General features: G+C 40.5%; 14 protein-coding genes. 3 read left to right on the top strand and 11 right to left on the bottom strand.

Annotation, left to right across the window (positions count from 1 at the left end; genetic code table 11):
• The first annotated feature begins 359 nt into the window (after nt 1-359).
• Nucleotides 360-899 (top strand): HD domain-containing protein, encoded by a 540-nt coding sequence (locus tag BM057_RS04555; protein ID WP_245741797.1) that lies wholly within the window; start codon nt 360-362, stop codon nt 897-899.
• A gap of 125 nt (nt 900-1,024) precedes the next feature.
• Here the strand turns inward: BM057_RS04555 and BM057_RS04560 are convergent, their stop codons facing one another.
• The 7 genes from BM057_RS04560 to BM057_RS04590 all read right to left on the bottom strand — a co-directional run bounded on the left by BM057_RS04560 (nt 1,025) and on the right by BM057_RS04590 (nt 7,997).
• Nucleotides 1,025-1,834 (bottom strand): MBL fold metallo-hydrolase, encoded by an 810-nt coding sequence (locus BM057_RS04560; RefSeq protein WP_047390014.1) that lies wholly within the window; start codon nt 1,832-1,834, stop codon nt 1,025-1,027.
• A 418-nt stretch (nt 1,835-2,252) separates the two neighbouring features.
• Nucleotides 2,253-3,128 (bottom strand): two-component system regulatory protein YycI, encoded by an 876-nt coding sequence (locus tag BM057_RS04565; RefSeq protein WP_092091811.1) that lies wholly within the window; start codon nt 3,126-3,128, stop codon nt 2,253-2,255.
• On the bottom strand, nt 3,118-4,434 hold the full coding sequence (locus tag BM057_RS04570; protein ID WP_092091813.1) for a YycH family regulatory protein: 1,317 nt from the start codon (nt 4,432-4,434) through the stop codon (nt 3,118-3,120). Before BM057_RS04570 ends, BM057_RS04565 begins: the two co-directional genes overlap by 11 nt.
• The gene (gene walK, locus BM057_RS04575) at nt 4,431-6,275 is read right to left on the bottom strand and encodes a cell wall metabolism sensor histidine kinase WalK (RefSeq protein WP_092091815.1); all 1,845 of its coding nucleotides are present in this window, start codon (nt 6,273-6,275) and stop codon (nt 4,431-4,433) included. The genes BM057_RS04570 and walK overlap by 4 nt, the downstream gene beginning before the upstream one ends.
• Nucleotides 6,276-6,287: 12 nt before the next feature.
• Entirely contained in the window at nt 6,288-6,989 is a 702-nt protein-coding gene (yycF, locus tag BM057_RS04580) for a response regulator YycF (protein WP_092091817.1), read from the bottom strand.
• A gap of 172 nt (nt 6,990-7,161) precedes the next feature.
• Entirely contained in the window at nt 7,162-7,677 is a 516-nt protein-coding gene (locus BM057_RS04585) for a PTS sugar transporter subunit IIA (RefSeq protein WP_177186175.1), read from the bottom strand.
• Between the two features lie 80 nt (nt 7,678-7,757).
• On the bottom strand, nt 7,758-7,997 hold the full coding sequence (locus BM057_RS04590; protein ID WP_047390886.1) for a hypothetical protein: 240 nt from the start codon (nt 7,995-7,997) through the stop codon (nt 7,758-7,760).
• Between the two features lie 363 nt (nt 7,998-8,360).
• Here BM057_RS04590 and BM057_RS04595 point away from each other — a divergent pair, with 363 nt between their 5' ends.
• The gene (locus tag BM057_RS04595) at nt 8,361-8,792 is read left to right on the top strand and encodes a hypothetical protein (protein ID WP_092091821.1); all 432 of its coding nucleotides are present in this window, start codon (nt 8,361-8,363) and stop codon (nt 8,790-8,792) included.
• Between the two features lie 19 nt (nt 8,793-8,811).
• Nucleotides 8,812-9,279 carry a YtxH domain-containing protein gene (locus BM057_RS04600; RefSeq protein WP_092091823.1) on the top strand — a complete coding sequence of 156 codons (468 nt, stop codon included), beginning with the start codon at nt 8,812-8,814 and terminating at the stop codon, nt 9,277-9,279.
• Nucleotides 9,280-9,359: 80 nt separating this feature from the next.
• Here BM057_RS04600 and BM057_RS04605 read toward each other — a convergent pair whose 3' ends face one another.
• The 4 genes from BM057_RS04605 to BM057_RS11645 form a co-directional block, all read right to left on the bottom strand.
• Nucleotides 9,360-10,823: an alpha-amylase gene (locus BM057_RS04605; RefSeq protein WP_092091825.1), complete on the bottom strand. Its 1,464-nt coding sequence runs from the start codon at nt 10,821-10,823 to the stop codon at nt 9,360-9,362.
• Between the two features lie 308 nt (nt 10,824-11,131).
• Nucleotides 11,132-12,577 (bottom strand): TrkH family potassium uptake protein, encoded by a 1,446-nt coding sequence (locus tag BM057_RS04610; RefSeq protein ID WP_092091827.1) that lies wholly within the window; start codon nt 12,575-12,577, stop codon nt 11,132-11,134.
• 13 nt (nt 12,578-12,590) lie between these two features.
• Nucleotides 12,591-13,943, bottom strand: a complete 1,353-nt coding sequence (trkA, locus tag BM057_RS04615; RefSeq protein ID WP_092091829.1) for a Trk system potassium transporter TrkA — start codon at nt 13,941-13,943, stop codon at nt 12,591-12,593.
• Between the two features lie 444 nt (nt 13,944-14,387).
• Nucleotides 14,388-14,595 (bottom strand): hypothetical protein (locus tag BM057_RS11645; RefSeq protein ID WP_218147447.1); only part of this gene is annotated, 208 nt, incomplete at its 5' end.

Raw genomic sequence — 14,595 nt, forward strand, 5'->3', positions numbered from 1 at the left:
AGACTAAGCTCCTGTGATCAAGTTGCAGCGAATTTGTCCCGGCGTGGCAGGACGAAAGTGAAAAAGGTCTTTTTTAATGTTGCAAAGTCTCGCTTCGCTCACTTTGTACTATTTTGCTAAGATTTATGATCTCAATCGAGCTCCATAGCAAGCGAATGAACCTTTATTGTGTGAATTGCAATGCTAGGAATCAACATCGCTGAGAAGGGTTGTTTCTGCTGGCTCATGCTGTTTCTTGTCAATGAAGGTTGTATTTAAAGAGGAAGAAGGTTAGCCTATAGATAGATTTGAAAACGTTTCGTATTGCAAATAGGCTCTTTCTGAATTAAGGGGGATTAAAAATAGAAATAAGAACATTGTTGGAGACTTTATCGATTGCTGAAAATTTAAAGAATACTACTCGTCATTGCTATACATCAAAGGGCAGGCATGAAAGTGTTGCAGAACATAGTTGGATGATGTCTCTCATGGCTTTCTTTATGCAAGACGAATTTCCTGAAGCTGATATCAATAAAGTGATTAAGATGTGCATCATCCATGATTTAGGCGAGTGTCTTACGGGAGATATTCCTGTATTTGATAAAAATGCAACTCATGAAGAAAAAGAGGAAGAATTGCTGTATCATTGGATCAGCTCTTTGCCGTCAACGTATGCAGGAGAAATGAGAGAGCTTTATGAAGAAATGAAAGAACGCAAAACGATTGAAGCCAAAGTTTATAAGGCGATCGATGGACTTGAAGCATTGATCCAGCACAATCTCTCTGATTTGTCTACTTGGACGCCCAACGAGTATGATTTTAATCTTGTCTATGCAGATGATAAAGTGACTTTCTCACATTACCTCACTTCATTAAGGGAAGAGATTCGCAAAGATACCCTTAAGAAAATGGAGCAATAAACAGCCGCTTTTATAACTAAATTCAAACGAAAGGCTCTGCTACAAAAAATAGCAGAGCCTTTTTCAAAATAGTAATGTTTGAGGGATGCTTCCAGTACAGGTTAGACCCCTGCCGCTAAATGTATTTACAGTGAAAATAAAGCGGTCGGTGCATCTGGATCTGTGTCATTGATGGTAAACACTTCATCAACGCCCAATTCCTTTTCGCGGAGTATATTATCTGCGGTTAAATGCGCCAGTTCTTTCATGTTATTGTCTTTGCTCAAATGGCCTAGAAAAATGCGTTTCGTTGCATCACCGATCACTTCAGTCAACGCCAAGGCCCCATCTTCATTGGACAAATGCCCCTTATCCCCTAGAATGCGTTGTTTCAAGCTCCATGGGTAACGGCCCATACGCAACATTTCCAAGTCATGATTGCTTTCAAATAAGTACGCGTCTGCATTGGTGACGATTCCTCTCATTCGGTCACTTACATAGCCTGTATCGGTCAAGATCACAAAGCTCTTGCCATCTTTATGAAAGTTATAAAATTGAGGTGCAACTGCATCGTGAGAAACGCCAAAACTTTCAACGTCAATGTCACCGATCGCCATTGTCTTGCCCATTTCAAAAATGTGTTTTTGCTCAACAGCAATATTGCCTACAATGTGGTCCATTGCTTGCCACGTTTTTTCGTTTGCGTAAACATCTAATTTATATTTGCGTGCTAAAACACCGACACCATGAACATGATCTCGATGCTCGTGTGTCACTAGAATGCCGTCTAAGTCAGCGGGATCCCGTCCGATCTGGTTCATCAAGGCAGTGACTTTTTTTCCGCTCAAGCCACAATCTACTAGTATTCTTTGCTTTGCAGATTCAATATAGGTAACATTACCAGAACTTCCGCTAGCCAAAATACTGATATTTAACCCTCTCTGTAGTTCTTCCATCTTGAACACCCGCTCCTTTTTTCATTCCTATCTAGTTTACAACATTCATGCAAGAATTCCCACTTCAAAAATAAAAATCTCATCTTCCTTTAAACCTCTGTTTTTCGGACCCTATTATTTCTTAGAAAAGGTCTATTTTAAGCTGCAAGCAAATATATTACTGTTAAGTAACATGCATTTTTTCATCCCATCTCATTCTTTAACTCAAGTACGCACAATTCGAATACCGTGGACTTATTTCCGTTCTTCCTCTTTTAACGTTGGTAAAGAAATAGGATTCTAACGAGCTTAGCATTAAAAAAATTGATTTTTTACAGACCAACGTTAACTATTGTAGAACCCTTTTTTTCCAACAAAAAAAGCGAAAAGGCGATACGTCCATTTATGGCGCTGCCTTTCCGCTTAATAGTTGTTCATGCTATTGTTGGCTCTCTGAACCTGATGAAGGAGATGAATCGGCGGGCACATCTTGCGTTTCTTCTTTGTCATCCGACATGCTTTCTTGCAATACAGAGCCGCTAACAGCATCTACTTGTTCAATGTGAATATTGCTTCCTGAGATGATTTCTACCGTCCAAACCGGTGCATACATGCTCAATTCATTCAAATTCAGCGTACGATAATACGTTAAAATCGGTTTACGTACATCCGCATCAGCCGGTATCTTATTGTTTTGATACAAAACTTCGACTGCATTTTTATCTGTAATCAATTGCCGGCTGTCACCTTGAACCGTTACGGGGCCAGCATATGTCTGCTCATAAGAGATGATCTCTTTGCTGCCATTCAGATGCAGCGTGATATTAGCTGTACCATCAGCGATCGGTACGTGATTAGCAATCTGTCCATAAATGATTTGCTTTTTATTCGGCACGTACCGAATAAATTCATATTCTTCTCCAAATAGGACTTGTTTGCTTTTGATAAAGGTATTGATCCGTTGAATGTCACTAGTCGTTAGTTTTTCATCTTCCGACAACTTGACCGGTTCTGAAAGGATGCTGACATATAACATCCCTTCTTCATCAACTACACCCGTCTGCTTTGTCAATTGGTCTTTATTTTGATCTAATAAGTCATTGGCTTCCGCTTGCACATAAGGTACTTTTAATTCTTCATCATCAAAGGCCGGCAACGTGATGTCCTGATTTTCCATTTCAGTAACCAAATCGACTTTTCCTGACTGATTACCTATAAAATTATTTTGGTTTTTTTGCGAAAGCTGATAAAGGAAGAAACCATTTAGAAACAGGAAAGTCACGATAAAAATCATCTCGATCCGTTTAAAGTCCATCTGTGCTTCCTCCTCCATCTTCGATCAATTTTTTCGCGCGCAGCCAATTTCCATGGAGTTCAACATACCATTCTGGTTCAAAGTTAACGACACGAGCTGATTGTTTATTACTTTTCCAAGTAAACCCTAAAGTGATATTGCTGACTTCATGCGATCCATAACCAACACTTTGCAGCCGCGACATCAACTCGTCTCCAGACAACATTTTTTTGTCTTCTTCTTCGTTGGAAATAGGCGTCTGTGCTACGATCAACGGTACTTGCAAGCTAGTTAAACCTGTTTCCGTTGTGCCAATGAACGTTACGCCATGCTTGACATCTCCGAAAATAGGCAAATCTTTTAAATAACGTCTAAAGGAGATCTCATTTGTGACACTTGAGAATTTCGTATAAAAAACATCATTCGGCCAATTTTCATACAGCAGCAATTCATTGAAACTATCCTTGAAACGATCAGGCAAACTCATTTCATCTCCTGATGTCCGAGAACGATGATACGTTAAGATATTTGTTTCTTCATCGATACTCAACTCACTAAAATAATCAAAATACCGGATCAGCTGATCTTTGCGGATCGTTTGGACTTCTGATGTATCTTCAAAAAGCCGTTCGATGAATAAGCTGTGCGGCTGCTGTTCAACCATATAAGAATAGTAGGGAACATTGATTTCTTTTACTGGCAAATAGACGATATCGCCATTGACTTCATAGCTTTTGGCTGAATAAGCTTCTTCAGGAATCGATTCGGCTAATTCACGCAAGTCTTTTTCATCATCTTGTTCGACTTCTGCTTGGTAAAAAGTACCGGAATCTGTATTGTAAAAATAAGCTTCTGTAGGATTTGAAACAGAAAAATAGATACGATTAAAGGTTCGGTTCTGAATATCATTTGGCAAAAAGTCAAAAAATTTCTCATATAACCCAAATGGAATGTTTCCTGAGAAAATGAGTTCGATCGTTTCACCGCTTTGTGCCAAACGTTCGCGATAATCCGCTTTTTTTACAGCAGTAGGATCAGACAAACTAGACAATTGCCACTCATCAAGCATTTTATTCAGTGAAGAAATGGTTTTTGAGTGATTGGTCAATTGACTGTTCCCAGCATTGTGAAGTACGATGCTCGAAGGACCAAAAACTTGAGAGATGTTGCGATTGAATGTGACAGACGTACGAGGTGTATTGTCTTTTTCGTTAGCATTGTCGTTATAATCCCCAGGGTTTCTCCAGATGATGCCGCTCAAATACAAGCTCAAAAAAATCAAGAGTGTCAAAACTACTTTACGGATCAAAGACCAGTTCCATCTCATTCCCAATCACCTTCTTCATAAGGCACATACGGCAGTGAAATGTAAAAGGTTGTCCCTTTGCCTTCTGTGCTTTCTGCCCAGATTTTTCCGCCGTGGTGCTGAATGACTTCTTTAGAAATAGCCAATCCTAATCCCGTTCCGCCCATCGAACGTGCGCGGGCTTTGTCGACTCTGAAGAAACGGTCGAACACATGCGGCAAGTCTTTTTTCGGGATCCCCAATCCTTGATCTGAAATACTCATCACTACCAGATTATGAGTTTCCATCAAACGGCAAGTGATCGTGCCGCCGTCTGGAGAATATTTGATCGCATTATTCAAAATATTATCCAGCACCTGCATCATTTTATCGGTATCGGCATCGACCCAGATTTCTCGATGAGTGAAATCTCGTTTGATCGCATAATGTTTATCGACATAGGCTTCGCTTTTAAGCATCATATCAAATCGGTCTAATACATGATCGAAAAGCTTATTGATATTGGTCAGTTCTGGCTGCAAATTGCTTTTTCCAGAATCCATACGCGACAGCTCCAACAAATCTTGGATCATTCGAATCATTCGGCTCGTTTCTTCCTGCGTTACACTTAAAAAGCGCGGTGCGATTTCTGGATCTTTCCAAGCGCCATCTGATAAAGCTTCCAAATAACTGCGCATGCTGGTCAGCGGAGTCCGCAACTCATGCGAAACATTGGAAACAAAAGCTTTTCGTTCACGCTCGATTTTTTCCTGTTCCGTAACATCATGCAGCACACAGACGATTCCGCTGATAAAGCCTGTTTCACGTTGAATCAATGAAAAGCCGCCTCTTAAGGTCAGTGGCGTGTCCACTGTTGAAAAATCAAAGAGCATTTCTTCTTGTGTTTCCAACAATTGGCGCAAAGTCATATCTGTGTCTCTGCCTAGAACACTCAAAATTGATTGTCCCAAAGCTGCTTCTTGAGAAATCCCCAGCATTTCTTGGGCTTTTTCATTGATGATCACGATTTTTCCTCTGCGATCAGTTGCCAAAACGCCATCTGTCATATGTGTGAGGACACTATCCAGCCTTCTGCGTTCAGCTTCCGTAATTTCTTGTGCTTCTTCTACTTTATTAGAAAGTTCATTGATCGCCATCGAAAGCTGGCCTAGTTCATCTGCGCCGTGAACCAAAAGCTGACCAGAATAGTCGCCGCCTGCAATCTTGATCGTTTGCTGCTTCATTTCTGAAATAGGCTTAGTGATGGCCCGGGAAATAACTTGTGCTAAAATAATGGTTAAAGCACCAGCGATAAGGGAAGCATTTAAAAAGATAATATTGATCTCGTTGATTTGTTTATAAACAGATTCAATATTCGTCTCTAGTAAAACGACACCCAAAACATCATTGGTTCCATTGTCTGCAATAATCGGTGAAACAAGTTTCCAACGCCGATCATTGGTGAGCGGATCGATATACTGGCTCGTTACAGAACTGCCTAACAAAAGTCCTTGCTGAACTTCAGGATCAGTTGACTTTCGACCCACCAACGATTGCTTTGTATTGTCGCTCGTTCCCAATATATAATAATTAGGATCGATCACTCGTACCTCGATCACGCCGCTTCCTGAAAACTCAGTGATCAAATCTGCCACTGATTTCTGGATATCCGCCTTATTCTCGGCAAGCAAGATCGGCTCCAAGGTGTTTTCTAAGAACCCAACTTGAAGCGTCCGCTCTTCTTTAAAGTTACTGACGAGCTCTTTTTCCAGTTGATTAACAAAGTTGGCGCCCACGATCTCCAATGCGACCAGCAGAAGAATAATAAATACCATGACGATCTTAAAACTGATGGATTGAAAAAACTTGATTTTTTTATTCATCTGCTCCTCCCACTATTCCTGTTCAGGATTGCGCAAGTAGTAACCTACTCCTCTTCTTGTCACAAGCCAGGCAGGGTGGCTAGGATTGTCTTCGATTTTTTCTCTTAGACGTCGAACGGTTACATCTACTGTACGGACATCTCCAAAATAATCATAACCCCATACGGTCTGCAATAAGTGTTCTCTCGTCATCACTTGTCCCAGATGCTGAGCCAAGTAATGCAGCAATTCAAATTCTCTGTGCGTCAATTCGATCGTTTCTCCACGCTTAGAGACGATATAGGCGTCAGGATGGATCACTAAAGCACCGACTTCAATGTCGTTAGACTCTTCTTCTTGAACAACGGCATGTGACGTCTGTCTTCTAAGATTAGCTTTCACGCGAGCAGCCAATTCTCGATTTGAAAATGGCTTGGTCACATAATCATCTGCACCCAATTCTAAGCCTAATACTTTGTCGATCTCTGAATCTTTAGCCGTTACCATAATGATCGGCACATCATGCGTTTTGCGCACTTCTCGGCAAACTTCCAGTCCATCCATTTTCGGCAGCATCAAGTCAAGAACGATCAAATCCGGCTCGACTTCATCCACCATTTCTACCGCTTCTTCACCATCATAAGCGGTATATACTTCATAACCTTCTTTCGTTAAATTAAACTTTATAATATCGGAAATCGGCTTTTCATCATCTACAATTAATATCTTTTTCATGTCAGTTCCTCCTCGATAATCGAGACTTTTTTGTTAAAGGACACACTTGTTCTATCATATTTTATATTATACATAACCTGTAAAGGAAGTGCAAAAAAGGCCAGTATCACGCTCTCTAGAAAGACTTTATCCCCAAATTAAAAAGAGCCGCTGAAGCTCTTTTCTTTCCTGCTTATGCGATTTCTAATCTTTTGATCGTCATGGCAACCGTTTTGCCTGCTTTGGCATGCTTTTCATACTGATAAATACATTCTGATAACTCCGTGATGCCTTTGACCACAACAATTGGAATAGTCACATCTATCCCTTTTTCAATCATTTCTTCTCGAGCAAATGTTGCCAGCACTTCGCCTTTTCCGATCATCATGCCTGAAACGAGGTCAGTGTGGAAACCTTCACCGTTTAAACTGATCGTATTGATCCCGATGTGAACCAACACTTCAAAACCGTCTGCTGACTCAATAACATAGGCATGATGACTATCAGCTACTTGATACAGCTTGCCGCTGATCGGAGCGACGACGGTATCAGAAACCGGATTGATGGCAAAACCCTCTCCCGCCATTTTTTCTGAAAAGACCGGGTCTTGAACTTCTGTGATGGGAATGATTTCTCCATCTGCAGCTGCTGTAATGTGGAAGTTGTCCATTTTTTTATTTTCCCGATGCTCTTCCTCTTTACGATTCATCTTTTCCATCCCTGCTTTCTGTGTTTGTATCTATATATCCAATAGTTTAAATGAAAAACAATGATTTGACCATCATTTCTTCATGTTAAACCCCTTTTTTTGTTTAAATCCCAAAGAACTTTTGCGCCTTTCGCCTTTAAAGGTAAAAAAATTAACACCGCTGCTCCTTTGCTGATTTCGTGATTAAACCAAACCCATAAAAAGAAGCACAATAGCAAATCGTTTCTACCATCTCTAAAAAATGAGTTCAGCTGGACAACTCGTTCACAGAACACCCTCCTGTGATCAAGTTGACAGAGTTTTGCCAGTAACTCGTTCACAGACCAAGCTCCTGTGATCAAGTTGACAGAGTTTTGCCGGTAACTCGTTCACAGAACGCCTCCCTGTGATCAAGTTGACGCGAATTTTCCTGAGACTCGTTCACAGAGTACCGATCTGTGATCAAGTTGACAGAACTTTGCCTGTTCTAGCGTCATAACTAAAAAAGAGGTCATGGAGCTTTCACTTTTTCACCTTCTTTCCTGCTTATTATTTGGACTCTTTCTAAAAAAATGGTAGACTGAATCATAAAGATAGGAAGGGTTTTCCTTTCCTTATCTCGTTTAGAGAGGTTCATTCTACAAGGATGGAAAACGCGCATCTACCTGAATAAAAAATGATAGAATTAAAGGAGGCTCATCAGTATGTCGATAGGATTTATCATTGCTCTTGTGATCTTGGTGCTGGCAATCGTCGGTTTAGCCGTTGCAGGCATTATCATCGGTAAAAATATTTCCCGGGTCATGAACGATGTCAATAACACTATGGTAAATGTAAATAGTGAGGTCGATCGCTTTAAGAAAGCTGCAGATGCCATCAAAGGAAAAGTGACCAATATGCAGCAGCGCGTCAATGGGATGACGAAGAATGTGGAAGATAAACAAGCTTATATCGCAGGACTTTCAGAAAAAACAACTGAATTTAGTCACTCTATCAACCACTTAAAAGTTGCCGGTAATGATTTGAGCAACCAGTTTATGTCTTCTCCGATCCAAACAGTTAAAAAAGCTGTCCCTATGGCAACAAAAGTACAACGAACCGCGAAAAAAGTGATTGAAAAAAGAAAAAATAAATAAAAGAAAAGAGGAATAAAGTATGAGTAAAAATCAACTTGGAAGAACATTAATTGTTGGTCTCGCTTCAGCTGCTGCAGCTATGTTGCTGGCACCTAAATCAGGAAAAGAATTGCGTCAAGATTTGATGGATCAAGGCGTAAAAATGAAAGACCAAGCAAAAGGCAAACTAACTGATTTTGCAGATGAAGTCAAACAATCTTATCAAGAAGTAGAAGAAGAAATGGCTTATGACGACATTGATTTGCAAGAAACCATCGATGATATCGCTACTGATTTAAATGTTGATGGTCATGTCGCTCCTGGAATGCCTCCAGAACCTGGCAGTGTTCCAAACCCTAACCCAAGCGGAGGACCTGTGTCTACTTCACCAGCTGCAACGACTGATCCTGCCGTTCCACAAATACAACCAGATGTCTACCCAACAACGGAAAACCGCTTAACAGACGGACCAGATATCCCTGTTTCAAAAGACGATTCAGGACTCTAAAGGTTTATAAAAAGATCTAAGGAAAATACTACTTCCTTAGATCTTTTTTTGCTCTATCCATTTGATAGTATAAAGTGTTTTTAGTCTTTTTCTTGGACCCATACAGAAACAGAACGTTCATTAACAGGGAATTGCCCCATTCCGTTTTCGTCCAAAGTGATTTTTTCTTCCCGATTTCCTAAACAGTCCACATAGACTTTTCCAGCTTTGTCTGCTCCAATCGACATTTCTTTAAATCCTTCATCGCCGTTCGACATCACCACAGCACAACCATCCGGATAATCTTCATTCCCTAATCTTACCCAACCGATGCAATTGCCATGGTCAAAGTAGTCTTGCTCTTCACCATAAGCTGCATTAACGCGCACATCTAGCAGCTTATCGATCATTTCTGCCTGCCCTTCAACAGGATGCTCCCCTTTAAGACCATAATAATCTCCATAGAAAATGGTTGGATAACCGTATTCTCTCAATAAGATCAAACTATAAGTAAGCGGTTTGAACCAGGGCTCTACATAAGATTCCAGCGACTGGCCTGGCTGAGAATCATGATTATCGACAAACGTTACAGAATGCATCGGATTAGCGGACACTAAAGTATCATCAAACAAGGACCGCATATCAAAGCTGTGGTCGCTTTTTGAAGCGTCAGATAGACGATAATGGAACATGACATCGAATAAGTCAAAGTCATATTGCTGATCTTCTAAGTAACCTTCTAGGTAATCAAATTCATTATTCCAGTACTCCGCTACGACAAAGAAATCATCGCCAAATGCTTCTCTTAATTCCGTTACCAATTGATGAATGAATCCTTCATGAATGTGTTTAACAGCATCCAATCGGAACCCGTCTACACCCGTTTCCTTTACAAACCATTTTGCCCATTTGATCACTTCTTCTTTCACTTCTTCATGATCGTAATCAATGTCGGCAAACATCAGATAATCATAATTTCCGAATTCATTGTTCACAGCCCAATCTTCTGCCCAGCCAGTGTCTTCCTCTTTAACAATCATAAAAATCGCTTTTTTGTCTGTCTTCTGATCATAGTCAGTTCCTGAAAAATGGTGATAATTCCAAGTAAAATCAGAATATTTGCCTTTTCTTCCAGGAAAAGTGAATTTTGTCCAAGCTTCAATTTCATAAGGATCTGAAATGGCTTTATTTCGATCGTTAGGATCTACTTCAATCGCTTTAAAGCGTTCCGTTTCATCTGCAGCAGCTTTATGGTTTAAAACAACATCTGCATAAACTTGAATATCATATCGATGCAGCTCTTCGATTGCTGCGATCAGCTCATCTTTCGTTCCATATTTAGTTCGAACAGTGCCTTTTTGGTCAAACTCGCCTAAGTCATACAAGTCATATATGCCGTAGCCGACATCATCCACAGACGTTCCCTTAAAAACTGGCGGAATCCAAACCGAGGAAACACCAATTTCACTTAAGTGTTTTGCATCATCCTTCAGGCGATTCCAATGCTGTCCGTCTGCTTCTGTATGCCACTCAAAATATTGCATCATTACACCATTCTTGTACATAAGAATCCTCCGCTCTTATCATCATCTGTTCTTTGCTTTTTTATTCTTAATATACGTCTTCTGCTTCAAATTAGCAATTTATTCGCTCACTATCAAGGTTTCAGTCCTTTTTCACTCGTTCTAAAAGAGGCTGCCATCAGTACCTTCATCGCAAATAGAAACTGCTCTTGGATGCAAAAAAGAGCCAAGCACACGCTCGACTCCTTATTTTAACTTTTTCTTCTTTCAAATGTCTACTAATTGCACTTTGACAAGGATAAATTCATTAACTGCTAAAATTTTTTTCGGCCTTGTGCTGATCCTCTTTTCTATTTTTTCCAAGTTCTTGGCGAGAATAGGATGATCATTGGAAAAATCTCTAACCGTCCGGCCAACATTGAAAAAGATAAGATGACTTTTGAAAAATCATTTAGTCCAGCAAAACTTTCAGCGGGACCCACTGCCCCAAGTCCAGGACCAATATTATTAAAGGTTGCGGCTACTGAGCTGAAAGCAGTCAGAAAATCTGGAGAATCAAAACTGATCAGTAACAACAGCGCAATATAGATCACCGCATAAATCAAAATATAGTTGGCTACTGCATGTTTCGTCTCTTTGCTCAAGGCCTTTTCGTCGTATCGAATCGATACCACTCGATTAGGCTGGGCAACTCGTTTGATCTCTGACATAACCGTTTTGAAAAGAATCACGATACGAGAGACTTTCAAGCCCCCTGCTGTCGAACCGGCACTTCCGCCAATAAACATCAGTAACAATAAGATTATTTGCGAGAATAACGGCCATTTGCCGAAATCAGCGGTTGAAAATCCAGTTGTCGTAATGACAGAAGAAACACTGAACAGCACATCTCTAAACAACTTTTCAAGTGAGTCATAGGAAGAAAGCAAATTCAACCCGATCAGCATGACAGCACTGGCTACAATGCCGAGATACCATTTCAATTCTTCGCTCTTGAAGACTTGTCTGACTTGCTTGATCAAAATCATATAGTACAAGTTGAAGTTGACACCAAAAACCAGCATACCGATCGCGATAACGTACTGAATATAGGCACTGTCATAAGACGCAATACCCCCATTCTTGATGCCGAATCCACCGGTTCCAGCCACACCAAAAGCATGCAGCAAAGCATCAAATAAATTCATACCGCCGAACAAGAGCAAGATCACGACCACTAAAGTCATCGACAAATAAATCACATATAAGATACGGGCAGTGGAAGACAACTTGGAGACCAACTTGCCAAAAGTCGGACCAGGAACTTCCGCTTTCATAATATAAACTGATTCCGACTCAAATTGCGGCAATACAGCCAGTGCAAAAACTAAGATCCCCATCCCACCGATCAAATGCGTAAAACTGCGCCAAAAAAGCATCGAATGAGATAATGCTTCAACGTTGGTCAAGATACTGGAGCCTGTCGTTGTAAAACCGCTGCTTGTTTCAAAAAAAGCATCGATCAGCGAAGGGATATCACCACTAAAAACAAACGGCAGCGCACCAAAAAAGGATAACAAAATCCAAGAAAGAGAGACCACAACAAAGCCTTCTTTCGTTGTGATCCGTGTTTTTCGCGGCATTTTGCGGCTCGTCAACTGGCCAATGACCAGCAAAATGAGGATAACCGCACCAAAGCTCAAAGGATACTGCATAGGCTCTCGATAAATGAAACTGACCAGAAGCGGCAGCAGCAGCAAGAAAGCTTCTATCTGCAACAGTCTGCCAGTCGTAAATCGCACAATAGAAAAGTTCATTTTTTTACCTTCTTTACATTAAAATATCATCGATATCGTCAAATTTCTTTTCTTTTGTAATGACGATCACCTGATCTCCAGCTCTGATCTCATCTTGCCCGCCAGGCAGGATCAAGCGCGGTCCACGAATGATATAACCAATCAACAAGTTGGGTTTGGTCCGCAGTTCTTCTAAAGGTGTGCCGATCACTCGGCTGCCGATTTTTACTTTGAACTGGATCGCTTCTGCTTGATTATCTGCCAACCGATACAAGGCTTCCACATTAGAAACGACAGTATTGGTCAGTGAACGAACAAAACGAATAATGGTATTGGCAATCACTCGTTTTGGCGTAATAATAGCTTCCATTCCCAGTGTACCGAAAATTTTCAGCAATAACGTACGATTCACTTTGGTAATGATCTTGCTGATTTCCTTTTGCGAAGCAAATAAGGATGTGATGATATTTTCTTCGTCTACTCCAGTCAAGGAAACAAAGGCATCATAATCTTCTATTCCTTCTTCCTCCAAAAATTCTTGATCTGTTCCATCACCATGGATCACTTCGATTTCCGGGAAAGTCTCACTCAATGTTTGAGCAGCTGCTAGATCCCGTTCAATGACTTTGATGTTCATCTTGTAGCCTTTCAACAAATGGATCAAGTAATAGGTGATCCTGCCTCCGCCAACGATCAATACAGAATGGATCTTGCTCTTTTCTGAACCGACTTTTTTATAGAAACGACTGATATCTTTTCTTGTTCCGATCACGTAAACGTGGTCACCGGTTCTCAATGTGTTTTCTCCAGAAGGAATCAAGGTTTCGTCTCCTCTTTGGATAATGCTGACCAAGATATCTCCGTAAGTGTGACGAAAATCATTTAGCGATAGACCATTCAAAGGACTATTTTTAGAAATTTCGAGTTCAACCAAGTTGACACGATTATTTGCAAAGGACTGCAAACTTAGCACTGTTGGGAACTTGATGATGCTCGCGATGTTTCTTGCTGACTCGAGTTCTGGGTTGATCATTAAAGAAATGCCTAAACTTTCTCTTACAAAGTCGATATGCTTAGAATATTCTGGGTTCCGTACGCGTGCGATCGTAAAGTGCGCGCCTAATTTTTTCGCTAAGATAGCTGCCATGATATTCACTTCATCTTGAGGCGTAACCGCTATAAAAATGTCGCAGTCTTCCACATTGGCTTCCATTTGGACGTCATAGCTGGCACCATTCCCAACGATACCGGCAATATCGTTTTTACTGATCAAGGCATCCATTTTTTTTGCATCTTTTTCAATTAAAATAATATCATTTCCTTCAAAGGACAGTTCAGAACACAAAACTGAACCAACTTTTCCTCCTCCAGCAATTACGATTTTCATAGTTTGACTAGCCTCCAATAGCTGCATCTTTTATTTTTATCCGTTTGGTCTCACCTTTCAAAAAAAAGTCTGCTAGTAAGATGATAATAGGCGACAGAGATAAAAATAAAATCCTTATATTTTTGTACCTTTTTTTGTAAACATTCTCTTTTCAAGATTAAATGCAGACAAATTTATACCATACTTTTCAACCTAATGCAATGCTGTTCAGCATCATTATTTTTTCTTTCTTTCATCTCTTACAGTATACGAATGTTAATCGAAACACACAAACATAAAAAGCTTTTTGTATGTGTCAAGTTTTTCTCGGGCACCCTTTTACTAAGCTAGTTTAGGCTTTCTATTTTTGTACACTCATCAGCTACCGCACGGCTCTGCCGTTTGCTGGCCTATCTGTTTGGAGAACGTTCCCAAAACAAGGAACCTTCCCCAAGCAGACAGGAGTTAACGAAAACTTTTTACTAGTTGCCCCATTGCCGATGAATGAGCGGCATATAAGGGAATGGTCCCCTCTTTTGCACCGACTGACTGTTGTGTTTTTTCATGCAATATCGAGGATAAACGAACCAGTTGTTTCCGTTTGCGCTGTTGTCTCGTGCTCCTATTTTGTTGATGAAGATAGGCTTCACGTAACGTGTGATTTAACATGCCT

This window comes from Pisciglobus halotolerans (genome assembly GCF_900113675.1).
Taxonomy (GTDB): Bacteria; Bacillota; Bacilli; order Lactobacillales; family Carnobacteriaceae; genus Pisciglobus; species Pisciglobus halotolerans.